The organism is Bradyrhizobium sp. 76 (genome assembly GCF_023073025.1).
In the GTDB taxonomy this organism is placed as follows: Bacteria; Pseudomonadota; Alphaproteobacteria; order Rhizobiales; family Xanthobacteraceae; genus Bradyrhizobium.
This window is the reverse complement of record NZ_JADPIS010000103.1, coordinates 373,352-397,931: the sequence shown is the minus strand read 5'-3', so window position 1 is coordinate 397,931 and position 24,580 is coordinate 373,352. Positions and strand designations below refer to the sequence as shown.

Annotated in this window: 17 protein-coding genes; 4 read left to right on the top strand and 13 right to left on the bottom strand. The window is 66.0% G+C overall.

The features are described 5' to 3' along the window. Window positions 1–45 precede the first annotated feature (45 nt). From addA to ubiE, 10 genes are all read right to left on the bottom strand, one after another. Window positions 46–3,555: a double-strand break repair helicase AddA gene (addA, locus tag IVB48_RS28135; protein ID WP_247405034.1), complete on the bottom strand. Its 3,510-nt coding sequence runs from the start codon at window positions 3,553–3,555 to the stop codon at window positions 46–48. Beyond that, window positions 3,549–6,695: a double-strand break repair protein AddB gene (gene addB / locus IVB48_RS28130; RefSeq protein WP_247405031.1), complete on the bottom strand. Its 3,147-nt coding sequence runs from the start codon at window positions 6,693–6,695 to the stop codon at window positions 3,549–3,551. Before addB ends, addA begins: the two co-directional genes overlap by 7 nt. A 224-nt stretch (window positions 6,696–6,919) precedes the next feature. After that, complete coding sequence (locus IVB48_RS28125; RefSeq protein ID WP_247405028.1) at window positions 6,920–7,642, bottom strand: nucleotidyltransferase family protein; 723 nt, start codon at window positions 7,640–7,642, stop codon at window positions 6,920–6,922. Between the two features lie 124 nt (window positions 7,643–7,766). Next, entirely contained in the window at window positions 7,767–8,084 is a 318-nt protein-coding gene (locus tag IVB48_RS28120; RefSeq protein ID WP_018455771.1) for a PilZ domain-containing protein, read from the bottom strand. 115 nt (window positions 8,085–8,199) lie between these two features. Beyond that, window positions 8,200–9,732, bottom strand: coding sequence for a tRNA (adenosine(37)-N6)-threonylcarbamoyltransferase complex ATPase subunit type 1 TsaE (tsaE, locus tag IVB48_RS28115; RefSeq protein ID WP_247405025.1), 1,533 nt, complete (start codon window positions 9,730–9,732; stop codon window positions 8,200–8,202). After that, entirely contained in the window at window positions 9,729–12,233 is a 2,505-nt protein-coding gene (locus IVB48_RS28110) for a PAS domain-containing sensor histidine kinase (RefSeq protein WP_027566152.1), read from the bottom strand. Before IVB48_RS28110 ends, tsaE begins: the two co-directional genes overlap by 4 nt. Before the next feature lie 189 nt (window positions 12,234–12,422). After that, window positions 12,423–12,881 (bottom strand): dUTP diphosphatase, encoded by a 459-nt coding sequence (dut, locus tag IVB48_RS28105; protein WP_247405021.1) that lies wholly within the window; start codon window positions 12,879–12,881, stop codon window positions 12,423–12,425. Then, window positions 12,802–14,340, bottom strand: a complete 1,539-nt coding sequence (coaBC, locus tag IVB48_RS28100) for a bifunctional phosphopantothenoylcysteine decarboxylase/phosphopantothenate--cysteine ligase CoaBC (RefSeq protein WP_247405017.1) — start codon at window positions 14,338–14,340, stop codon at window positions 12,802–12,804. Before coaBC ends, dut begins: the two co-directional genes overlap by 80 nt. A 56-nt stretch (window positions 14,341–14,396) precedes the next feature. Further along, window positions 14,397–15,971 carry a 2-polyprenylphenol 6-hydroxylase gene (gene ubiB, locus IVB48_RS28095; protein WP_247405014.1) on the bottom strand — a complete coding sequence of 525 codons (1,575 nt, stop codon included), beginning with the start codon at window positions 15,969–15,971 and terminating at the stop codon, window positions 14,397–14,399. After that, window positions 15,968–16,729 (bottom strand): bifunctional demethylmenaquinone methyltransferase/2-methoxy-6-polyprenyl-1,4-benzoquinol methylase UbiE, encoded by a 762-nt coding sequence (gene ubiE / locus IVB48_RS28090; RefSeq protein ID WP_027566148.1) that lies wholly within the window; start codon window positions 16,727–16,729, stop codon window positions 15,968–15,970. Before ubiE ends, ubiB begins: the two co-directional genes overlap by 4 nt. Before the next feature lie 81 nt (window positions 16,730–16,810). On the opposite strand from ubiE, the gene mutM reads away from it, so the two are divergent. Together mutM and IVB48_RS28080 are read left to right on the top strand one after the other, a co-directional pair. Beyond that, entirely contained in the window at window positions 16,811–17,692 is an 882-nt protein-coding gene (gene mutM / locus IVB48_RS28085) for a bifunctional DNA-formamidopyrimidine glycosylase/DNA-(apurinic or apyrimidinic site) lyase (RefSeq protein WP_247405012.1), read from the top strand. 6 nt (window positions 17,693–17,698) lie between these two features. Next, a complete protein-coding gene (locus IVB48_RS28080) occupies window positions 17,699–18,265 on the top strand; it encodes a GNAT family N-acetyltransferase (RefSeq protein ID WP_247405011.1) in 567 nt (188 codons plus the stop codon). Between the two features lie 106 nt (window positions 18,266–18,371). Here the strand turns inward: IVB48_RS28080 and IVB48_RS28075 are convergent, their stop codons facing one another. After that, window positions 18,372–19,115, bottom strand: a complete 744-nt coding sequence (locus tag IVB48_RS28075) for a ParA family protein (protein WP_247405008.1) — start codon at window positions 19,113–19,115, stop codon at window positions 18,372–18,374. Window positions 19,116–19,353: 238 nt separating this feature from the next. On the opposite strand from IVB48_RS28075, the gene ggt reads away from it, so the two are divergent. Further along, a complete protein-coding gene (gene ggt, locus IVB48_RS28070; RefSeq protein ID WP_247405005.1) occupies window positions 19,354–21,033 on the top strand; it encodes a gamma-glutamyltransferase in 1,680 nt (559 codons plus the stop codon). A 67-nt stretch (window positions 21,034–21,100) separates the two neighbouring features. Here ggt and IVB48_RS28065 read toward each other — a convergent pair whose 3' ends face one another. Further along, entirely contained in the window at window positions 21,101–22,459 is a 1,359-nt protein-coding gene (locus IVB48_RS28065) for a serine protease (RefSeq protein WP_247405003.1), read from the bottom strand. Window positions 22,460–22,693: 234 nt separating this feature from the next. Between IVB48_RS28065 and moeB the strand changes: the two genes are divergently transcribed. Further along, on the top strand, window positions 22,694–23,497 hold the full coding sequence (gene moeB, locus IVB48_RS28060) for a molybdopterin-synthase adenylyltransferase MoeB (protein ID WP_247405001.1): 804 nt from the start codon (window positions 22,694–22,696) through the stop codon (window positions 23,495–23,497). 9 nt (window positions 23,498–23,506) lie between these two features. Here moeB and IVB48_RS28055 read toward each other — a convergent pair whose 3' ends face one another. Further along, complete coding sequence (locus IVB48_RS28055; protein WP_247404999.1) at window positions 23,507–24,514, bottom strand: aldo/keto reductase; 1,008 nt, start codon at window positions 24,512–24,514, stop codon at window positions 23,507–23,509. Between the last annotated feature and the right edge of the window lie 66 nt (window positions 24,515–24,580).

Below are 24,580 nucleotides of genomic sequence, written 5' to 3'. Positions count from 1 at the left end.
AGAGAAGGGCGCGACGGGAATCGCGCCCGAGATCATGGCGTCAACCTATGAATGGCTCCTTGCCGGGTCAAGGACGCTCACACCGAGATGAAGAGATGCCAGCGCCGCGTCCAGCGCGGGAGCCGAAATCTCCATATATTCAAGGGCCTCGGTCCAGAGTAGGACGGCGCGGACCGGCTTTTGGGGATAAAGCCGCGATAGCACCGCCCGATATAGCGCCAGCTGCCGGACATAGGCGGCGGGAGCCGCGGCGGCGCTCTTGGGAGCCGCCTGATTGGTCTTGAAATCGACGATCAGGACCTCATCCGGTCGAACGACCAGCCGGTCGATCTGGCCGGACACCAGCGCCGGGGCGTGGCCCGGCCGTTCCAGCCGGCCGACGATCGCGACCTCCGCCCGGCTGCCGGCGGCAAACACCGGCGCAAACCGCGGCTCGGCGATCAAGGCGAGCACCTTATCGGCCAGCGCGGTCCGGTCGGCCTCCGCCCAGTCCGCGGCATTGCGCGCCAGGAAGCCGAGCGCGGCCTCGCGCCGGCGCTCAGTGGCGATGTCGGGGAGCGATTGCAGCAGCCGATGCACCAGCGTGCCGCGTTGCAGCGCGAGCGCGCGGGACTGCACTGATTCGCCCGACAGCACGGCGCGGCCTTCACCGGACGGCTGGCCGGAGGGGCGCACCGGATCGTCGTCGATGGTCTCGCGCGGTGCTGGCGTCCGCAGCCAGTCCGGAAGCGCCGTCCCCTGGTCCAAGGACGCCGCGGGCGTGCCCAGCGCCACGACATCCTCCGGTCGGGAGAAGCGCGTCACCTTTCCCAGCGGCGTCTCGATCGTCTCTTTCGCCAGACCCGAGCCGGCGAGCCCGGTGTCGACGAGATCGTACCAGCTCAGCTTGCGGACCGTCTTCATGTTGCCGGGCATGCAGCCGCCGACGATGAGCCGGTCGGCGGCGCGCGTCATCGCAACGTAGAGCAGGCGGCGATATTCGTCCTCGGTCTCCTCGAGCATCGCCTTGCGGGCGTCGGCGACGGGCTTGGGATCGTCCGCCTTGCGTCCGGCCCAGACCACCACCTCGCCGCCATTGCCGCGCGGGACCTGGATCAGCCGGAGCCGCTGCGAATCCGCGGGCGACGATGTGGTGTCGACCATGAACACGACCGAGGCCTCCAGGCCCTTGGCGCCGTGCACGGTCATCACCCGCACCTCGTCGCGCGAGATCTCCATGTCGCGCTTCACCTCGGTATCGGCCGAGCGCAGCCAGGCCATGAAACCCTGCAGCGAGGCCGGCGCCTTGCGCTCGTAGTTCAGCGCCAGCTCAAGGAATTCGTCGAGCGCATCATTGGCCTCATGACCGAGCCGGCGCAGCATGCGCGCGCGTCCGCCGTCGCCCCCGAGCAGCCAGGCGTAAAAGGCGAACGGCGTCTCCTCGCGGGCTCGGGTTTCGCAGGCTTCGAGGCGTCGCGACGCGGCAGCGAATTTCTCGCTTGTCGCGGCATGCTCGCCAAGCGCGCGGCGCAGCGATCCCTTGCGATCCCAGGCCAGCTGGAACAGATCGTCGTCATCGAGCCCGAACAGCGGGCTCTTCAGCGCCACGGCGAGCGCGAGATCGTCCTGCGGCAGCAGCAGCGCATCGGCGAGGTTCATCAGGTCGATGATTCCGATGTGCTCGGTGAGCTTCAGCCGGTCGGCGCCCGCGACCGGAACATTGGCGTGCTTCAGGGCCTGGATCACCGCATCGAACGCATTGCCTCGCCGGCGCACCAGGATCAGCATGTCGCCATAGCGCAGGGGACGCCGCTCGCCCTCGTGTCCCGTCAGCGTTCCGCTCTCGACCAGCCGCTTGATTTCGGTCTGGATGCGGCGCGCAAGCTTGACCTCGGGGCTGGTGGCGGCGACGCCGTCGAACGGCGCGCGCCAGCCCTCGATCTCCTGCCTGTCGTCGGCCTCCGCAAGGTCCCACAGCTCGATTACGCTGGGGCCGGCATCGCCGAGTGCATTGTGCAGGGGATGACCGGTCTCGACCGAATGGATGCTCTTGTAGATCGCGGGCTCGCGGAAGACGTGGTCGACCGAATGCAGGATCGCGGCGCCGGAGCGGAAGGAATAGGTGAAGGCGACCGGATCGAATTTCAGTCCGGCGGCCGTGAACTTGCGGTGCAGCTCGCGCCGGCGCGCGTCGAATTCTCGGGGCTGAGCCCCCTGAAACGAGAAAATCGACTGCTTCTCGTCGCCGACAGCGAAGACGGTGCGGTTCAGGCCCTCGCGCGCACCTTCGCCGGCGGTGAACTCCGAGATGATGTGCGCGACGATGTCCCATTGCCGCGGACTGGTGTCCTGGGCTTCGTCGATCAGCACGTGATCGACGCCGCGGTCGAGCTTGTAATGCACCCAGCCGGAGGAAACGCGGTCGAGCATCGCGAGCGTCTTGTCGATGAGATCGTCATAGTCAAGCAGACCGCGCTCCTGCTTTTCGCGGCGGTAGTTTGCGGCAGCCGCCGTCGCGATATGCAGCAGGGCGGCGGTGCGGTCCCGCATGGTCACCGCACGGCGCTTCTCGACCAACCCGCTGACGCGCTGCGCCTCGTTCTCGAACAGGCGGGCGACGGACGGGTTGTGATCGCAGAACTTCTTGGTCAGCACCGCCTTGCGCGGCAGCTTTTCGTCGGTCAGGAAAACGCTGAGATAGGCATCGACCTGCGCGCCGCCGGAAAACACCTTTGCCTCGCGGAGCCGGCAGGCCTGGTCGTTGTCGGACTTGCTGCCGTCCTCCAGCGCAAAGGCGATGTCATCCCAGCGCGATCGCGGCAGGAACGGACCGTCGACAATCTCGGTCTCGACGTCCTCGATCCGATCGTTTGCGTCCACGCCCAGCGCGGCCGCCATCTGCGCCGCAGCCAGCTCCGCGCTGCCGGCTTCGTCGGTCCAAGCCATGAAGTGATCGCGGCTCAGGCAAGCCTCGCGCACCACCTCCTTGAAGGTGACATCGGCGGCGCTCGCCATCGCGGTCAGCAGCGCGCGGCCGGTGATGCTGTCGGGGTCGCGCGCGGCCTCCAGCAGCACCTTCAGATTGGCGCGTTCCATCATGTCGGTCTGGTCGCGCTCGTCGATCACGGCGAAGCGCGCCGGCACGTTGGCCTCGAACGGAAACTGCTGAAGCAGGCGGGTGCACAGCGCGTGGATGGTCTGCACCTTCAGCCCGCCCGGCGTCTCCAGGGCACAGGCGAACAGCTTTCGTGCGTCGCGCCGCAATTTTGCAGTGGGGTGCGGGATGCCGACCGCGCGGATTGCTGCATCGAGTGCCGTATCGTCGAGTGTCACCCAATGCCCGAGCGTGGTGAACACGCGCTCGGCCATGTTGGCGGCGGCCGCCTTGGTGAAGGTGATGCAGAGAATCTTTTCCGGCGGCACACCCGCGAGCAGCAGGCGGATCACCCGCTGCACCAGCACATGGGTCTTGCCCGAGCCGGCATTGGCCGAGACGAAGGCCGATGCGGTCGGGTCCGATGCGCGCGCTTGCCTGGCGCGCACCTCATCCGGGATGGGGCGCGGTGCCTTCACCATTCCTCGATCCCCAATCCGCCGGCCGCGGACCATTCCTTGATCCGGGCAAGATCGTCATAGGCGCCGTAGCGGTTGGTCCACATCGGCAGGTTCAACGAGGTGTAGGGCTGGTTCTCGTCCTCAAAGGCGCGAATCAGCGCCTCGAGCTTGGCCCTGGCCTCGGCAGCCGCGGTGTCCGGCGGCTGCGGCTCGTCGCCTTGCCTATACCTAAGCTCGAGAATGCGTTCTTCGCCCGGCGGATTGTTGCCGCTCAGGCGAACATAGACGAGCTGGCTCACGGACGCGCCGGCGTCGATGTCGGGAAAACCGCCCTCACGCAGGATTGCGGCTTCCAGCGTGAGCTGCGGCGACAGGCCCATGCGGACCTGCTTGCCGGTCGGTGGCTGGCCGGTCTTGTAGTCGAGGATGGCGTAGCCACCGCCCCGGCGCCGCTCGATGCGGTCGGCGCGCGCGGAAAGGATAAAGCTGCGCTCACTGTCGAGCTGAATTGAGATCTTGCCCTCGGTCTCCGCGGCGATCGCCTCGATCGCGTCGCGCCGCGCCGTTTCCCATTCGCCGAACCAGCGCGCGATGCGCTGGAAGCGCGGCCACCACAGCGCCCGCGCCTCGGGTCGCTCCATCAGCGGCGCGAAGTATTTTTCGCCGATCGCGCGCAGCACCCGCGCGGGATCGTCGGGCAGATTCGTGGCGTAGCGTTCCGTGAACTCCCCGAGCGCATCGTGGATCGCCGAGCCGCGGTCGGCGGCCGACAGCGGCATGTCGACGGGATCGAGCGCGTCGAGCCGCAAAATGTGTTTTGCGTAGATCGTATAGGGATCGCGCAGCCAGTCCTCGATCCCAGTCACAGACATCCTGAGCGGGCGGGTCGCGCGCGGCGGTCGCGGCTCGGGCTGCTTGATCGGCCTCACCTCGTCGGGCTGGTCCAGCGCGGCTGCGAACTGCACGTATTTCTCGCCCGCGCGAATCGCGGCCTTCCAGTGCGCATCGCCCGCGACGGCCTCTAGCCGGTGCAGGAAGCGCGAGGCGACCGCCGGAGCACCGCCAGCCTTCGCGGAGTGGGTGAGGATGACCTCGTCGCCGCCGAGCAGTTGCGCAAAATCATGCGCGGAGAGGCCGATACGGCGTTCCGGCAGATCGAGGCCCAGCTCGTGCCGCATCGGCCGGCTCAGCCACGGATCGATGCGCGGCGCCGGTGGCCAGACCCCCTCGATCAGCCCGCCGACGATGATGCGGTCGGCCTGCATCAGGCGTGATTCCAGCGGGCCGTAGATCTGAAGCCGCGCGCCCGGCCTGTCCTGCCGCCGCACCGCGCGATCGCTGAATGCGGTCTGGAACACGTCCGCGTAGTCGGGCAGCGTGACCATCAATCCGCTGGTCGTGCCGCCGCGCAGGAGATCGTCGAAGGCGCTCGCGAGCGCGAGGCCTTCGCGCTCCTCGAACGCCAGCGGGATGCCCTGCTCATCGCGCGACAGCTCGATTATGATCTCGCGATGCCGATGCGCGAGCTCGGCGAAGTCATACGGCTTTGATGAAGCAAGACTCTCGATCGGCGCCAAGGCTTGTCGCAAACCATCGATCAGCGCCTGAATACGATCGAGGTCTTCCGCCTTGAGACGTGCACGCGGCTCGGCCTTGTGCAGTGCGGAGACCTCGCTGCGCCACAGCTTTGCCAGCTCCTCGCGGAATCGATTGAACTCGCGCAGCAGGCCGGCGGTGCCCGCAGGCGGCCGCGTTCCGCGCAACAAAGCGAGCTCCAGGCCTTCGATCGCCGCCTTCCATGCACCAGGTGCCCGGCCGAGCCGGCACAGCGGATGCTTCAGCATCGCCAGCAGCGTCGGCGGCTCCAATCCCTTGGTCGCCGCCTCCGCTGTCAATCGCGCAAAGACGCCGGCGGAGGTTTCCATCAGGACGTCGCCGCCGGAATCATCGAATGCGAGATCCCATCGGCTCAGCGCGGCCATCACGCGCCGCGCCAGCGCGCGATCGGGCGTGACAAGCGCCGCGGATTTGTCGAGGTGCCGCGCCTCGCGCATCGCGATCGCGATGGCGAGCGCTTCCATTTCAGGGTTGGGAGCTTCGACAACCGCGAGGTTCTTCATGCCGCCGGTGATCTTTAAGGCCACATCCGGCTGCTTCAACCGGTCGTGCCAGATCTCGGTCTTGGCCGACGGTCGCATCGATTCCGAGGCGAGCAGATCGCGGCCGTCTTCCGCCGGAGGCTTGAGGATATCGACGTCGCTGCGCTTGATGCCAAAACGATCCAGCAGCGCGTGCATGGCGTATTGCGGATGGTTCGAGACCGGATGCTCCGCGAACTTGCCGAGCGAGTCGCGGACGCCGCCGATGCTGCGCCAGGCATCGTCGTCGAGATCGGTGTCGAGGCCGGGCAGCACCACGGCGCCATGCGGCAGCGAGGCGACTGCGTGGAGAAATCTTGCCGTGGCTGGCATCGAGCCGGTCGAGCCGGCCGCGATCACGGGGCCATGGTGATGCGCGGTCAGCCGCTTGGCTTCGGCATCGATCAGAAGGTCGCGGCGGGCAGCGGGCTCGATCCGGTTGATCTCGGCGAGATGACCGGGCCAGGCGATGCGCGCGATGCGCAAAAATTCAAGCGAGTGCTGCCAATACCGATCGAGCATATCGGGCACGAGGCCGTCGAGCGCGCTCCAGTCGACGCCGCGCGTGACTATGTCGTCGATCAGCCGCGCGAGATCGGACGCCAGTGCCAGCGTCGAGGCGGGGCCGCCGACGACGAGCGGAGACAGCACCGGGCCCTTGGCCCAGGCCGCGACGAGCTGCGCCAGTGTCAGCCGCCGTTCGAGCTCGCCGAGCCGCGGCGGAATATCGAGCGGCGTTGCGCCGGAAAACTGTTCGCCCTCATCGGCGAATGCGAGCTCATCCTCGTCGATGTCGCCGAGCGCGACGATGCGCGGCAGCACGACGGCGTCCGCCTTCATCTCGTCGAGGAAAATCTCGCGGACGACGCGCATGGCGCGTCGTGTCGGCAGGTACAGCGTGGCATCCGCCAGCCGTGCCGGCTCCTTGCGCGCCTCAAAGCCGTCGACCAGCCGACCGTCGAGCAAGCTTGCGACGACGGTGCGCAGAAACGGAACTGAGACTGGAACGCTGAAAACGCGCATGAGCTGCCTGATTCGGGAATCAGGCGCCAATATAGGGAGGCGGACTCAAATGGATATGGGCGGAAGGGAGATAGTCCCCGCTGTTCGCCGGACCAATACAGGTGAGGTAGGGTGGGCAAAGGCGCGACGCGCCGTGCCCACCATGTTTCCGCGAGCAGCTTAGATGGTGGGCACGCTTCGCTTTGCCCGCCCTACGGCACCGCGTCCGGGACAATAGCGCAGCCCTACGCCACGCTCTCCAGAAACGCCTCTTCCGCCGCGTGCACGGCATCGGGCGTGCCGACATGCATCCAGACGCCGTCGAGGCGAAGGCCGAACAGCCGCTCCTGCTCGTTGGTACGGTCGAACATCTTGGTCAGCGAGAACTCGCCCGTGGGGGCATCGGCGAAGATCGACGGCGACAGGATCGCTGCGCCGGCATAGACGAACGGAACGACTTCTTTTTCCTTGCGCTTGCGCAGGGCGCCGTCGGCCAGCATGCCGTAATCGCCGCGGCCGCTATAGCCGATGCTGGTCGCCGTCGGCGCCATCAGGAGCAAAATGTCCATCCGCGCGGGATCGAAGTTTTCGGCGAGCCGCGTCAGGTTCGAGCGCACGCCGTCGATCCATAGCGTGTCGGAATTGACGTGAAAGAACGGTGCGTCCCCGAGCAGCGGCAGTGCCTTGGCCACCCCGCCGCCGGTGCCGAGCACCTGGTCGCGCTCGTCCGAGATGGTCACGCGCGGATGCTGGCGGGATGCGGTGTGATCGATGATCTGGTCCGGCAGGTAGTGCACGTTGACCACCGCCTCGCTCACGCCGGCCTGGCCGAGCTTGTCGAGCACGTGGTCGAGCAGCGGCTGGCCGGCCACCGGAACCATCGGTTTCGGCATCTTGTCCGTCAACGGACGCATGCGCAGGCCGAACCCTGCGGCGAGCACCATGGCTTTGGTCGGTTTGACGGACATCCTTCGCTTTCTCAGATCTACTGATTTCGCGTTCGCAGCAATCCTAACACGAGGTTCGACTGACCGCACCGCGTCTTAACCGCCTTAACCACCTGCCATGACGCTTGTACGACGGGTGTTGCCGTTACGCCCCGATGGATGTGGAACGCGCCTTTTTCTTCTTGTCGCCGAGCTTGAGAAAGTTGACGCCGATCTGGTCGCCATTGACCCAGGCAAGCTCGCAGCGTCGGTACGCAAGTCCGGTGGACGACAGCAGCAGAAAAAACTCCTTCAGATGCAAGCCTTCGACCGAGCCGTCGATGGTCAATTTGGCGCCGCTGTCGGAGACGTCCTCCATGGTGCAGTCGCGCCGCCAGGTGCCGTCGATACCCATCATCTGGGCCGCGATCCCGCGCTCGAAAACAACCCGGCTGTTGCCGCGCTGGTCCGTCTTCACCGCCATCTGCCCTGCTCCAGCCCCGTAATCATCCGGCTGCTCCGCCGCCAGATTACCGGCGTCTTGGCTAACAGTCGGTAAATCGGGTTCCAAATCAGCCGTTTCAGCCTTTACTAGCCTTTCAGCCTTGGGCCGGGCCTTGGGGCGGCGGGACGTTGGCGACATACCAGTCGCGCAGATGGGCCAGCGCGGGATGCGCCAGGGAGCGCTGGAGATAGGTCCAGATCCGCGGCTGGTGACGCAGATAATGCGGCTTGCCGTCGCGGCGGTTGAGGCGGGCGAAGGTGCCGAGCAAGCGCGTGTTCCGCTGCGCCGACATGATGGCGTAGAGCTCGGCGAAGCCGGCCGCGTCGAAGCTCGCGTCGCTCGCGCGGCGAGCCTTGATGTAGCGCGACAGCAGTGTCAGTTCGATCGCCTCAGGCACGTCGATGCGCGCGTCCTGGAGCAGCGACACCACGTCGTAGGATTGCGGCCCCAGCACGGTGTCCTGGAAGTCGATCACGCCGACGCGTTCGATGCCGGTGCGATTCCCGAGCCAGATCAGGTTCGGCGAGTGATAGTCGCGGATGATCCAGGTCTTCGGCGAGGCCTGCGGTTTCTTCAGCAGCTCGCGCCACATCGCGAAAAATGCGGCGCGCTTCTCGTCGTCGAGCGGCGCATTGCGATCGGGCAGGTACCATTCCGGCATCAAGCTGATTTCGATCAGCAGCGCTTCGGTATCGAAGACGGGAATGGCGTAGGTCTGCCCGCCGAGCGGCAGCGTTTCCGGCAGCGTCTTGCCGTGCAGCACGGCTAGTAAATCGGCCGCGGCTTCGTAGCGTTCGACGATCGGGCGCGGCGGATCGCCCTCGATCACGCCTTCGCTGCCGAAGTCTTCGCTGATCAGGAATCCATGGTCGAGGTCGGAATGATGGATCGCGGGCGCGGAGATTCCTTGCGCGCGCAGGCCCTCGTCGATGGCGACGAAGGGTTTGATGTTTTCGGCGAGATGCACCGCGGCGCTGTAGGATTTTCCGTTGTACATCGCGGCACCATCCGGGCGCTGCGGAGAATTCATGAGGATGACGATTTGGTCGTCGCGCAGCAGCCGCGCATAGGAGCGGGTCGAGGCGTCGCCCGCCATGCGCTTGCGCGTTGCCTCCATGTAGCCGGATGCATCGAGGAATTCGCGCAGCGCCTGCAGCCGCGCGACGGTGGCGGCAGCCTTGCCATGGCCGGTGATGTCGGCGGCGCGTGCATTCGAGCCCAATGCCGGCCGGTGCGTCAGCGCGATGTCGATGCGGTCTTGAGGCATCGCCGACGGTGCGCGCTCCGGCCATTCGATCAGGACGAGGGTTGCTTCCGGCAGCGGCGCCAGCCCTATCTCTTCGAGCTCGCTCTCGTCCTCGACGCGGTAGAGGTCGGCATGCATCACCGGGAATGGCGGCAGCTCGTAGCCCTGCACCAGCGTGAAGGTCGGGCTCGGCACTTCCAGTGCATCGTCGCCGGCGAGGTAGCGGATCATGGCACGCGCCGCCGCGGTCTTGCCGGCCCCGAGATCGCCGGTGAGCGTGATGACATCGCCGGGGCCGACCAGCAGCGCGAGGTCGGCCATCAGCTGCGCGGTGGCCGTCTCGTTGTGGAGCGCGACGGAGAATGTGGTTGGCGCAGTCATTCGGCGGCGTCGCGATGCGCCGCCTGGTCGGTCGGGAAGTCACAGATCACGACCGTGCCCCTGCCCACGATCGAATCGACCCGGATATTGCCGCCATGCAGCTCGACGAAGGAGCGCACCAGCGACAGGCCGAGCCCGGCGCCGCGGTGACGCGAGCCTTGCGAGCGGCTTTCGAACCAGTTGAACACCTTGTCCTTCATGTCGGCAGGTATTCCAGGCCCGGAATCTGTCACAGTGAAGACCACACTGCGTTCGGTGCGGCGGGCGCTGATGCCGACGGTGGAATCCGGTGGAGAAAACCCGACGGCGTTGGCGAGGAGGTTATAGAGCACCTGCACCACGCGCTTCTCGTCGCCGGTGAAGTTGCCGACATCGGGCGCGATCTCGACCTTGAGGCGGATGCGGTCGGTGGCGAGCCGGTCCTGGAGACCCTCGGCCGCGAGCTCGATGGTCTTGCTGACGTCGACCGGGCCGAGTTCCAGCTTCATGGCGCCGGCGTCGATGGTGGCGAGATCCAGGATGTTGTTGGTCAGCGCCAGCAGCGCATTGGTCGATTTGGTGACGTAGTCGAGATATTCGGCCTGTTTCGGCGTCAGCGGCCCGGTCGAGGGATCGCTGAGGAAATGCGCGAAGCCGATGATGGTGGTGAGCGGCGAGCGCAGCTCGTAGGAGACGTGGTGGACGAAATCCACCTTCATCTGGTCGGCCGCCTCCAGCGCCTCGTTGCGCTCGCGCAGCGCGCGCTCGACATTCTCGGTGTCGGTAATGTCCTGGAACGTCAGCATCGTGGCGCCGTCGTGCAGGGGCCGGATCATGCCGTCGAGCACGCTGCCGTCCTTGCGCTCCAGCTTCAGCGGAATGTCGGCGCGGCTCTCGATCGAGGTGACGGCCTCGCGGATCTGTCGCCAGACGACCGCGTCGTCGAATAGCTGATGGCACCAGCCCTCGACCGTCTGGATGTGCGGCTCGTCGCGCATGGCGTCAACGGACAGCTTCCACATCCGAACGAAGGCCGGGTTGAACAGCTGCGCCTTGCCGTTGCTGCCGAACACCGCGACGCCCTCGGCCAGGCTGTCCAGCGTTTCGCGCTGGACCCGGATCATGCCGTCGAAGCGGCGGGCGAGCTCGAGGCTCTCGGTGACGTCGTCGAACAGATAGGTGACGCCGCCTTCGGGGTTCGGCGTGGTAACGACGGAGAGCGCGCGGCCGTCGGGCAGGTACCAGGTGTCCTTGGCAGCCTCGACCGCGCGATAGGCCTCGTGCAGCTTGGCCTTCCAGGCGCGGAAGTCCGGCTGTTCCGGCAATTTGCGCGCGGCGCGGAGCTTGTCGAGCACGCTGGAATCATCGGGGTTGGCGTCGAGAAAGGTACGGTCGAGGTCCCACAGCTGGCGGTAGGAATCATTGTAGAAGGCGAGCCGGCGCTGGCCGTCGAACACGGCGACGCCGGAGGAGAGCTGGTCGAGCGTGCGGCGATGCGCTTCCGCCATCCGCACCAGCGCTGAGCTCAACGCATCCGCCTCGCTGGCATCGATGGCAACGCCGACATTGCCGCCGCCGACATTGACGGCGCGCACGTCATAGATGCGCCGCTCGCCGCCGATCACGATCGGCAGGCGCGAGGTGAAATTGGCCGCTTCCTTCAGCCCCCGCTCCATCGCGCTCCGGTCGGCGCTGTCGAGCAGCTCGAGCTTGCGCTCCTGGGCGTCGGTGATGCTGGCCGCCTCGGTCGCGCGGACATAGGCGGGGTTGGCGTAAGCCAGCGCGCCGTTCTCGCCCTTGGCCCAGATCGGCCAGGGTGCGGCGGTCGCGAAGCCGCGCAGCATCTCCGTCTCGTCGGAGAGGGCCTTGTAACGCAGATTGGTCTCGGCCAGATCGCGGCGGAGCCCTGAGAGTTCGCGAATCCTGACGATGGCCTGGCCGCCGATGGCGCGGCCGATGGCCTCCAGCGTGTGGCCATGCGCGGTGGTGAGCGTCAGCTGGAACCCGTCGCCGCGGTCGCGCAGCGCGTCGACGGCGTGGTCCATCCGGAGCGCCGGTTCCGGCGGCAACCAGGTTCCAAACGCCAGCACGCGCTGTGGAGAGGAGTCGCGCGGCAGCACCATGGAGGTGTCACCGGAGATCTGCGCGCGATTGTCGCCGGCCGGCCAGGAGATCAGGATCTGCGGCTCGGCAAACAGCAATGCGCCGAATCGGTCGGCCTGGAGCTGGAGTTCCCCGATCCGTGCGCGCAGCCGCGCCTCGTTTTTCGCCGTGCGAACGCGCGTGCGCATCAGGAGGATCGCGGCCACCACCGAGAAGCCGAGCAAGGCCAGCGCGGTAGCCAGCACCGCGAGCTCCTGCCGGTTGAAATCCAGCAGCGTTGAGAGTGTGTCGACGAGGTCGGCGGCCTCAGCCGGCGCAGCCGGCAGCAGCGCTGCGAGAGCGCTTCCCAACAAGCCGTTGCGCACGAGCGATGTGCACGACAGCAGCGTCCGACGCATCGACACGATCACGCCTGACATAGTTGCCCCAAGATCGCACGAATTTGCGCGCGGCGACCCCCGTCGCGCGCGAATCAAACGACAATACCCTCACCGTGACTCCACCGGTAAGAGTCCAGATCGTGAACGCAAAGGCGGTCCCAAAAAAATGCGGGGCGCGGTGTTCCAATTCACGTAGTTCCTCGGGTGATTCGGCCGGATGTGCCGCGCCTAGCGGCCGGTCGAGCCGAATCCGCCGGCGCCGCGGTCGGTCGCCGACAATGTCGCCACGGGAATGAGCGTAGCCTGCACCATTGGCGCGATCACCATCTGCGCGATGCGCTCGCCGCGCTTGACCACGAAGGCGGTCTGGCCGTGATTGATCAGGATCACCCTGATCTCGCCGCGATAGTCCGCGTCGATCGTGCCCGGCGAGTTCAGCACGGTGACGCCGTGCTTGGCGGCAAGGCCCGAACGCGGCCGCACCTGCGCCTCGTACCCGGGCGGCAACGCGATCGCGAGTCCCGTCGGCACCAGCGTGTATTGGCCGGGCGCGAGCGTCAGGGGCTCGTTCTCGGCTACCGCCGCCATCAGGTCGAGACCGGCGGCATCATTGGTCTGATAGGCCGGCAGCGGCAGCCCCTCCGCATGGGGCAGGCGTTGCAGTTCGACGGTGACTTTGGTGCTCAAGATGCGGGCTCCCGGATTTGCCGGTCACGCTTTTTGCGATATGCGCGACCAGTTCAATGGCGACCTGTTCCTTGGTCATCACCGGCCAGGAATCAACTGCAATCTCGCGATCCTTCTCATCGTTCTTCTCACTGTTCCTGCGACTGATGAGGTGCACGGTGTTGCGGTCCCCGCCCATCACCCCGGTTGCGGGGGAGACGTCGTTGGCGACAATCCAGTCGCAGCCCTTGCGGGCAAGCTTCGACTTGGCGTTGTCGATGAGGTGCTCGGTCTCGGCGGCAAAGCCGATCACCAGCGGCGGCCGCTTGTCGGTCAGTTTCGAGATCGTCGCGAGGATATCGGGGTTCTCGACCAGCTGGAGCGGCGGCATGCCGGCCGAAGTCTTCTTCAGCTTCTGCTCGCCTTCGTTGACGACCCGCCAGTCGGCTACGGCGGCGGCGAAGATCGCGATGTCAGCGGGCAGCGCGGCCTGCACCTGCTCCAGCATCTGCCGTGCCGATTCCACATGCTTGACCGTCACGCCCTGGGGATCGCTGAGATCGACCGGGCCGCTGACCAGGATCACCTCGGCGCCTGCGGCTTGTGCGGCGGCGGCGATCGCAAAGCCCTGTTTGCCGGAGGACCGGTTGGCGATGTAGCGCACCGGATCGATCGGCTCGTGGGTCGGACCAGCCGTGATCAGCACGCGCTTGCCGGCGAGGGGGCGCGGCACTGGCGGCCGCAGCAGGCGCTCGGCGGCGGCCGCAATTTCGATCGCCTCGGACATGCGGCCAATACCGGCTTCACCTGCTTCCGCCATCTCGCCGGAATTCGGCCCGATCAGCATCACGCCGTCGCGTTGAAGCTGCGCGACGTTGCGCCGCGTCGCCGCGTTGTTCCACATCAGCGGGTTCATCGCCGGCGCCAGCAGGACCTTGCGGTTGGTCGCGAGCAGGATGGCGCTGGCGAGATCGTCGGCATGACCGTTGGCGATCTTGGCCATCAAATCCGCGGTCGCGGGCGCCACCACGATCAGGTCGCACTCGCGCGCGAGGCGGATATGACCGGCGTCGAACTCGCTCTGGGGATCGAACAGGTCGGTGTAGACGCGCTCATGCGAGAGCGCGCTCACGGCCAGCGGCGTGATGAATTGCTGCGCCGCCTTGGTCAGCACGCAACGCACCTCGATCCGCCGCTCCTTGAGCCTTCGGATCAGGTCGAGCGATTTGTAGGCCGCGATCCCGCCGCCGATGATCAGGGTGACGCTGGCTTCTGGAGCGGCGCCGGTGCGTTGGGGCAGCGGCGTGGCCGAGGCCGCGGGCGGCGCCGTGAATGGCGTCAGGGGCTCCTCGCGGCCCTCGATCAGCTCCCCGAGGATGACCCGGACCTCTTCCTCGACCGACCTGCGGTTCTTGGCCGAGCGCAGGCGGAGGAAGGTTTTGACGTTCTCGTCGAGCTTGCGGATGGTCAGACTTGCCATGGCACTCTCCGGCGCGAAATGATGGCGATGCTATCATTCGCATGATTGCACTGCAATCAAAGATTCCGGACGGCGATCAGGATGCCGATGAAGGTCGCGGCGATGATCCAGAGCGCCACGGTGCGCCAACGGTTCTTGCGGCCCTCGCTGCGGCCCATCGCCGCGATGCTCTCCGGCGACAGCCGGATGCCCTCCCGGGTCATCGTCTCCAGCTGTTCGAGCACCGCAACCGAGCGCGCGGCGATATCAGGCAGACGCATCAGGATGCGCGCGAGATCACCGGTGCCGGAGATCGCGCCCTGAACCCGGCCGATCGGACCGAGATTGCGCTCGATCCATTCCCGCACCACGGGGTCGGCGACCTTCCAGATGTCGAGCTTGGGATCGAAGCCGCGTGCCACGCCCTCGACCACCACCATGGTCTTCTGCAGCAGGATCAGCTCGGGCCGCGTGGTCATGTCGAATAGGCCGGTGACCTCGAGCAACAGCGTCAGCAGCCGCGCCATCGAGATCTCTTCCGCCGTGCGGTTGTGAATGGGCTCGCCAATGGCGCGGATCGCTTGCGCGAAGTTCTCGACCGAGTGATGCGCGGGCACATAGCCTGCCTCGAAATGCACTTCCGCCACACGACGATAGTCGCGGGTGATGAAGCCGAGCAGGATTTCGGCGAGGAAGCGCCGCTCCTTCATGCCGAGCCGGCCCATGATGCCGAAATCAACCGCGACGAGGCGACCCGCGTCATCCAGGAACAGATTGCCCGGATGCATGTCGGCGTGGAAGAAGCCGTCGCGCAGCGCGTGGCGCAGGAAGCTCTGGATCACCTTGCGGCCGAGATCGGGCAGGTCGACCTGCGACTCGGCCAGGCGCTTGTGATCGTTCAGCGCGATGCCGTCGATCCACTCCATCGTCAGCACGTTGTGCGTGGTACGGTCCCAGTCCACGGTCGGCACCCGGAAATCAGGATCGTCGCGCGTGTTCTCCGCCATCTCCGACAGCGCCGCGGCCTCGAGGCGCAGGTCCATCTCCATCGCGACCGAGCGCGACATGGTGTTGATGACTTCGATGAGGCGCAGGCGCCGCGCCTCGGACGAATAGGATTCGGCCTTGTAAGCGACGAAGAAGAAGTCGGAGAGGTCGCGGCGGAAGCGAGCGGCCACGTTGGGGCGCAGCACTTTCACGGCGACCGCCTTGCGGATGCCGTCGCGCAGGACTTCGCCGCGATGCACCTGTGCGATCGAGGCCGCTGCGACCGGCGCGCTGAGGCTCACGAACACATCGGTCAGCGGCCGTTCCAGCGAAGTCGCGATCGCAGCCTCCGCTTCGGCTTGCGAAAACGGCGGCAAGCGGTCCTGGAGGCTTTCGAGGTCGCGCGCCATGATGACGCCGACGACGTCGGGACGGGTCGCCAGAAATTGACCGAGCTTGAGATAGGCCGGGCCCATCCGGGTCAACGCGCGCGACAGCCGCGGGCCCTGCTTCGGACCGCGCCGCTCGATGATGCGCGCAAGTTTCAGCGTGAGCTGTCCGTGCGGCGGTACCAGACTCGGATCGACGGCGCCGAACACGCCCTCGCGCGCGAATACGAACGCGGCGCGCATCAGGCGCGCACTATGGGTTATGGCAGAGATCACAAACGCCAGCCCGAATGCAGTGCGACGATGCCGCCGGACAACATCTGCCAGTTCACGCGGGCGAAGCCGGCGTTGCGGATCATGTCGGCGAAGGCGTTGGGTCTTGGAAACTTGCGGATCGACTCGACCAGATATTGGTAGGACTCGGCGTCACCCGTGATCATGCGGCCGAGCGGCGGGATCACCTTGAACGAGAACAGGTCATAAAGGCGATCGAGCCCGGGCATCTCGACGGTGGAGAATTCCAGACAGAGGAAGCGGCTGCCTGGCTTGAGCACGCGATAGGCTTCGGCCAGCGCAAGGTCGATCCGCGGCACGTTGCGAATGCCGAAAGCGATCGTGTATGCGTCGAAGCTGCGGTCGGCGAAGGCGAGCGCTTCGGCATTGCCCTCGACGAAATCGACCTGGGTCTCGAGATGCCGCTTCGCGGCGCGCTCGCGGCCGACCTCCAGCATCCCGGAATTGATGTCGCAGACGGTGGCATGGAAGCCCGCGCCTGCGGCCTTGGCGGCGCGGAACGAGATGTCGCCTGTGCCGCCGGCAACGTCGAGCAGCGCGAACGGCCGGTCGCCTCTGGGCGGGTCGAGCGCGGTGATCATGATGTCCTTCCAGACCCGGTGCAGGCCACCGGACATCAAATCGTTCATCAAATCATAGCGCGACGCCACACTGTGAAACACATCGTTCACCAGCGTCTGCTTGTCGCCCAGGGGAACGTCCCTGAAGCCAAAATGCGTGGTTTCGCCCGGCCGATCCATTACTCTACTCCACGAGGCGGACCATAGCGCGCCCGCCGCAATGGCGCTATCACACCGCCCTCATAAGGTGAATGCCTGACCATGCCCGAATTGCCCGAAGTCGAGACCGTCCGCCGCGGCCTTCAGCCTGTCATGGAGGGTGCGAAAATCCTGGTCGCGGAGGCCCGCAGGCCCGATTTGCGCTTTCCCTTCCAGCCCGACTTCGTGGCCCGACTGAAGGGGCAGGTCGTCACTGGGCTCGGCCGCCGTGCAAAATATCTCCTGGCCGATCTCGCCTCCGGCGACGTGCTGTTGATGCATCTGGGCATGTCGGGCTCGTTTCGCGTCATCAAGCCGGACAACGAGGTAGCGCCCGGCGAGTTTCACTATCCGCGAGCGAAGGACTCCACGCACGATCACGTGCTGTTTCGGATGTCCTCCGGGGCCGACATCATCTTCAACGATCCGCGCCGCTTCGGTTACATGAAAGTGATCGCGCGCAGTGCCCTCGACGACGAGCCGCTGTTGCGCGGGCTCGGCCCCGAGCCGCTCGGCAACGAATTCGACGCAGCGATGCTGGCGCGGTCCTGCGCTGGCAAGACCACGAGCCTGAAAGCCGCGCTGCTCGATCAGCGCGTGGTCGCCGGGCTCGGCAATATCTATGTCTGCGAAGCCCTGCATCGCTCGCATCTGTCGCCGCGCCGGATCGCCGCGACGCTGTCGACCAAGAAGGGCGAGACCACCGACCATGCGAAGCGACTGGTCGGCGCGATCCATACCGTGCTGAACGACGCCATCAAGGCCGGCGGCTCCAGCTTGCGCGATCATCGCCAGACCTCGGGCGAGCTCGGCTATTTCCAGCACTCGTTCAAGGTCTATGACCGCGAGTGCGAAAAATGCACGACGCCGCGATGCGGCGGCACCGTGAAGCGTTTTACGCAGAACGGCCGGTCGACCTTCTGGTGTCCGAAATGTCAGAAATAGTCGGCCATGCAGACGCCGCAGCTTGAAACCGAACGGCTTATCCTGCGGCCTCTGGCACTATCCGATGTGCCGGCGATCCAGCGCCATTTCGACAACTGGAACATCATCCGGCATCTCTCCACCATCGTGCCCTGGCCATATCCGGCCGATGGCGCGGAGAGCTTCGTCAGGATGCAGCTCGACAAGATCTTAGCCGGCGAGGAGATCCATCTCTGGGTGCTGGTGCTGAAGGGCGGCGACGGCGAGGCAATTGGAAACATTCATCTCCGTCCCCGCGCGGAGGGCCTGAAAGGCAATCGCGGCTTCTGGCTGGCGGAGCCCTACTGGCGGCGCGGGTTGATGACGGAGGCGATCACCGCGGTAAACAACTTTGCGTTTCTCACGCTCGGCCTCGATCATTTCTACGTCTGCAACGCCGCCACCAACGAAGCCTCACGGAGGGTGAAGCAGAAGACCGGCGCCGAGTTCGTCGGGTTCATCGAGCTAGCCCATCACGGCGGACAGTCGAAGGCCGAGAAGTGGATCGTGCGGCGTGAGGCCTGGTTGCGCGAGAGGGCTGCCGTGGAACGATAAAAACGCGAAGCGAAACAATCCGGCCGGGCTGGTGGCCGGATTGCTTCGTCGCTGAGGCCCTTCCGGATGGCGAAGAGCCCGGCTGACGTCTGAGCGATTGCCCCGCTCAGGACGCCAGTGTCGTGGTCTCGTCCGCCGCGAGTTCGGCGGCGACGTACAGCACGCCGTCCGCGGCCGAGATGACCTGGTCGATCAGGACATTGGTCGTGGCGGCGAGTTCGAGCCGGGTCTCGATCCAGCGCCAGAGGCCGCGGATCTCGTCGGCCGATTTGCCGTTCGGCGCGAACTCGCTGACGGCGAGGCCGCTCGCAAGCGAGTCCTGATGATCGTTGCGCATCACGATGAGGGGGCGTGCGAGCACGTCGGCAAGATCGAGAGCTGCTTCCTCGGCGAGCGCGTTGGCCGCGTTGTCGATGCGCTGGCCGCGGATCGGCGTCTGGTTCAGGATGAAGCTGTAAGGCCGCTTCCAGGCGCGCGCGACGCTGAGTGTCGAAATGGTCGCCTCGATGTCGGCGACGCTCGGGCGCGCCGGAATCAGGCAGAGGTCGGAATGGCGGATCGCGGCGGTGGTGGCGGCGCTGAGGCCGGCGGCGGTATCGACGATCGCGAGCTGGAGGCCGCTGTCGGCCAGCATCCTCAGGCGCGGCTCGATTTCGGCGGCGTGATAGATCGGCTCGACGACGAGATCATCTGTAGTGCGGCGGCGCTGCCAGTTGGACAGTGTGCCCTGCGGGTCGGTTTCGATCAGGCGAACGGTGAAGCCGGCCTGCTTGGCTGCCAGCGCGAGGCCGATGGCGAGCGTGCTCTTGCCGCTGCCACCCTTTTGGGTGGCCAGTGCGATCGTGTGCATTGAAGATCAATCCTTTGGAGTGCTTGGGCCAGGGAAACGCCACGCGAACGTGCATCGATCTCGATGCTGAGCTCTTCTCGCTCAGGACGTGCCGGCCCGATCCAAAGGGGATCGCGGAGGTCCGAATCAGCAGGAACGATGATGGCGGAAGCGGGAATGCCAGCGAATCCGTACCATTACTGGACCCGTACTCGTACGTGTGCTGTGCTTGATACCGTGAGTAAGAAGGACAAGAGGCATGGGCGGAAACTGGCGCGACCGGACGGCGACGAATTTCGAATGCCAGAAGATGCCTGCGGTATCGAGCCGCGGCATGGTGGTCAGCAACCATCCACTGGCCTCGAGCGCCGGCGCGGAAATGCTGGCCGCCGGCGGCAACGCCGTCGACGCCGCGATAGCGACCCTGTTCACGCTGACCGTGGTCGAGCCGATGATGGTGGGCATCATCGGCGGTGGCATGGCGCACATCCGGCTCGCCGACGGCAGCCACCGTTTCATCGACGGGCAGAGCACCGTGCCCGCGGCGGTGCTTGACACCAGCTACACCCCGACGCCGGGTTCCGCGCATGACGTGTTCGACACCGTCGGCAATGAAAATCTCAACGGCCCAAAGGCGGTCGCCACACCGGGTTCGCTGAAAGCCTGGTGCGAGACGCTGCGCCGCTTCGGCACCATGAGCCTCGCCGACGTCATGCAGCCCGCGATCAAGCACGCCGCGCGGGGCTATGCGGCGACACCCTATCTGCACGAATGCATCAGCGAGAGCGCCGCCGAGATGCGCAAGGACAAGCCGATCGCGGCGATTTACTTGCCTGATGGAGAGCCGTTGAAGGTCGGCGAGCGCGTGGTACAGGCCGAATATGCCGAGACGTTGCGGCATATCGCCGACCACGGTGAAAAGGCGCTCTATGAGGGACCGCTTGGCGACATCCTGGTCGATTATATGGAAAAGGCCGGCGGCTTCATCCGGCGCAACGACCTCACCAGCTACAAGACCGTCGAACGGCAGCCGATCCGCGCCGATTACCGAGGCTGGACCATCTTTGGCCCGCCGCCGCCCGCGGCCTCGGGCGTGCATATCGCGCAGATGCTGAACATCCTGGAGGGTTACGACATCGGCAGCCTCGGCTTCGGTACGCCCGAGACCATCCACTATCTTGCCGAGGTCCTGAAGATCGCATTCGCCGATCGCGCCGCTGCCAGCGGCGATCCTGATTATGTCGGCGTCCCCGTGGAGCGGCTGACTTCGAAGGCGTATGCCGAGGAGCGCCGCGCTGCGATCGATCCGGCACGGGCGCAGAGCTGGGGCGCCGGCGTGTCGCAGCTTGAAGGCGCTCACACCACGCACATGACGGCGGCTGATGCGTTCGGCAACGTGGTTGCGACCACGCAGACCATCAACAATCTGTTCGGCGCCAAGATCATGATCCCGGGCCTCGGCGCCATCGCCAACAACTACATGAACCTGTTTGATCCGCGTCCAGGCCACGCCCTGTCGCTGGCGCCGGGCAAGCGGGTGACGACCTCGATGTCGCCGATGATGGCGCTCCGTGACGGAAAGCTGCGCTACGCGCTGGGCCTGCCCGGGGGAAAACGAATCTTCCCGAGCGCGATGCAGGCACTGGTCAATTTGATCGACCACGGCATGAGCTTGCAGGAAGCGGTCGAGGCGCCGCGGGTCTGGACCGAAGGCAATGCGCTCGAAGTCGAACAGAACGTACCGGAGAGCGTGCGCGCGAAGCTCGACCGCCTCGGCCACAAGGTGCAGCCTGTCGCGACAGTCGCCGGCGGCATGAACGGTATCGCCTTCCACGACGACGGCACCATGATCGGCGCCGCCTGCTGGCGTGCGGACGGCACGCCGGTCGGGATTTCCGGCGGTCTCGCGAAGGCCGGGATCAGATTCAGGCTGAGCTAATGGCGCGCTGGGTCGCGAGCTCGGTCAGCTCTTCCGCTCGTGGAGAGGTTGCGCACCTTCGGCGAGCTTACTTCCGCACGCAGATCACGCGCACGACGGCGGCTTTCGCATCCGTCGAGGTGCCGTTCGCGGTGACACCGTTTGTCTTCAGGAAATCGCGCACCGTCTCCGCGGAGACCATCACCGCCTGCGACGCCGGTACCGACGTCGCGGCGCCCGCAACCATCGCCGGCTTCAACAGCGCGATGCCGGCGAACTTGCCGTCGCCGTCGATGGCGGCGCTGCCGGAAAATCCGACCGCGGGCGGTGGTGACAGCGCTGAATCACTGCCACCGACAGATGCCAGCGCAGCCTTGAGGCTCGACGCAACGGCGGCTCCGCCCTGGCTCTGCGGATCCGCGATACCGATGATATCGACGCTCGTCTTCGCCGCGCCACTGCCGAGGCTGAACGGCTTCAGGCCGCGGGCGCCGTAGATGTGGAGCAGCGCCAGATCGTGCTCCTTGTCCTCGGCGAGACGGTCGGCGCTGCCATAGCCGGCGACCGTGATCGCGAGACAGGAATCGGTGACGAGGCGGTCGGTGACGATCGCGCCATCGTCGCTGACGACGAGGCCGGTGCCATATTCGACCGTCTTGCGCGGCGGCGGCCCGACCTGTGGCCCCGACGGGAATGCATTGAACGCGCTCGACATCGCGATCACGACCGGCTCGACCGTGTTCTCGGTCGCCTGGTCGTAGAGGATCGTCATGATGCGAACTTCATCACCCCTGGAGGTGCCGCGCATGTAAAATTTCTTCAGACCCTGCAGACCCGACAGCACGAAGAAGTCGGGCTTCACCACGGTGTAGTCGACCTTGCGACCCGGCTCTTTCTTCTCCGCTTCGGCAAGCTTGGCCGTGGTCGGGTTCGCCTCCTTGCGGCGGCTGAGCAGCACCTGCACCGTTCCAGTGGGAGAGGTCCATTTCGAGCCGTTGGCGTCGGTCGCCTGCTGCGGCACCAGTTTTGAGGGAATGCCAAGCCGCGCGCCGCTGGTCATCTCCGTTACAATCTTCCAGCCGACGCTCTCCTGTTTGCGGCGCGCGGTCTCGGCGAGCGCGGCGCGTTCCTGCGGATTGAGCACGCCGGTCGGCTTGCCGCCCTTCGCCTTCTGATACTCCTTGATCGCCTCGACCAGGCGCGCGCTGACGTCGCCGGTGATGGCGCCGTTATATTGGCCGACCCAGGCAAGGTCGGACTGCAGCGATAGCCGCTCCGCCTGCGCCATGGCATCGGCCGTCGCAGCCGGCGTCTGCAAAGCAGGAGGCCGGATCGGAACGGTCTGGACCGGCTTCGGCTTGGTGCCGGGGATCTGCGGTGTCGTCATCTGGGCGCGTGCGCCTGTCGCAGCCGCAAACATCAGTGTTGCCGCAAGCATCGATCTCATAACAAATCCAGCCAGCCCATTGAACGCAATGCCATTGAAGCACATCTCGTTGGTCGCGAACAATCTCGGGGTGGTTCAGCCGGGCGATAGAGGCCACGGACTCAGGCCCTCATCCTGAGGAGCGGCCTCAAGGCCGCGTCTCGAAGGATGGCTCCGGGCGATATGGGGCCAGCATGGTTCGAGACGCGCGTTCCGCGCTCCTCACCATGAGGGTTGAGAGAACGAAGGATAACGATGCTGAGCCCGGACGAACTCGAACGTTATGCCCGCCATATCGTGCTGCGCGATGTCGGGGGTCCCGGCCAGGCAGCGCTGAAGCGGGCCTCCGTGCTGGTGATCGGCGCTGGCGGGCTTGGTGCGCCCGCCTTGATGTACCTTGCGGCCGCCGGCGTCGGTACGCTCGGCGTGGTCGATGACGACGTGGTATCGCTGTCGAACCTCCAGCGCCAGGTCATTCACACCACGCCCGATATCGGCCGGCACAAGGTCGAGAGCGCGGCCGAACGGATCTCGGCGCTTAATCCGCATGTCCGCTTCGTCGGTCACGCCACCTGGCTCAATGCCGACAATGCGCTGGCGCTGATCGGCGACTATGACCTGGTGCTCGACGGCTCCGACAATTTCTCGACCCGCTATCTGGCCTCGGACGCCTGCTTCTTCGCCAAGAGGCCGCTGATCACGGCGGCGCTCGGCACCTTCGATGGCTCGCTGACCACCATCCGCGCGCATGAGAAGAACGAGCAGGGCGAATTCAATCCGACCTATCGCTGCCTGTTCCCGGAGGCGCCACCGCCCGGGACCGTGCCGGCCTGCGCCGAAGCCGGCGTCATGGGCGCGCTGGCGGGCGTGATGGGCTCCATGATGGCGCTGGAGGCGATCCGCGAGATAGTCGGCTTCGGCGACGGCTTGGTTGGCCGCCTCCTGATGATCGATGCGCGCGCGATGCGCTTCGAGACGCTGCGTTACGCGCGCGATCCAGCCAATCCGCTCAATGGCGATGGGCCTGTGATCACTGACCTCAGCGCCCATCGCACCTGATCGCAGCCGCTACGCCGTGGCCGGCTTCTCGCTGTCGAGATGCGCCATCTGCTCGGCCGCGTAACGCGTACCGGCGGCGACATCGGGCGGGAAGGCCTTTGCCAGCACCGCGAGATGAGCTGGCGTCAGCGTGACCTTGGCCGCACCAAGTGCCTCGCTGAGGCGGTTGCGGGTGCGGGCGCCGACCAGCGGCACGATCTCCTTCCCTTGCGCCGCCACCCAGGCGATCGCGACTTGTGCCGGCGTCGCGCCAATCTCGGTGGCGATGGCGCGCAGCTGCTCCACCAGTGCGAGATTGGCATCGAGATTCGATCCCTGGAAGCGCGGCGTCATCAGCCGGTAGTCCTTGCCTGTGTTGCCGGAGTCCTTCGACCAATGGCCGCTGATCAGGCCGCGTGCCAACACGCCGTAAGCAGTGATGCCGATGCCGAGCTCGCGGCAGGTCGTCAGGATGTCGCGCTCGATGCCGCGCTCGATCAGCGAATATTCGATCTGGAGATCGGCGATCGGGTGCACGGCATGCGCGCGGCGGATGGTGTCGGAGCCGACCTCGGACAGGCCGATATGTTTGATGTAGCCGGCCTTCACGAGATCGGCGATGCCGCCGATAGTCTCCTCGATCGGAATGTTGGGATCGAGCCGCGCCGGGCGGTAGACGTCGATGTAGTCGGTGCCGAGCCGCTGCAGCGAATAGGCCAGGAAGTTCCTCGTTGCAGCCGGCCTCGTGTCCATGCCGGTGAATTCGCCGGCAGGACCGCGCAGCGCACCGAATTTGACGCTGATCTGCACCTTCTCGCGCGGCACGTCCTTGAGCGCTTCGCGCACCAGCATTTCATTGTGGCCCATGGCGTAGAAATCGCCGGTGTCGACCAGGGTGATGCCGGCATCCAACGCGGCGTGGATCGTGGCGATGCTCTCGCCGCGATCGGCGGGGCCGTAGACTTCGGACATGCCCATGCAGCCGAGACCGAGAGCGGAGACGGTGAGGCCGGTTGAACCGAGTTTGCGCTGTTCCATGATGGCTCTCCTCGAAAAGGCGCTGACTGCGCCGCGTGACGAGGCCTGATATGCACCTGATCGATT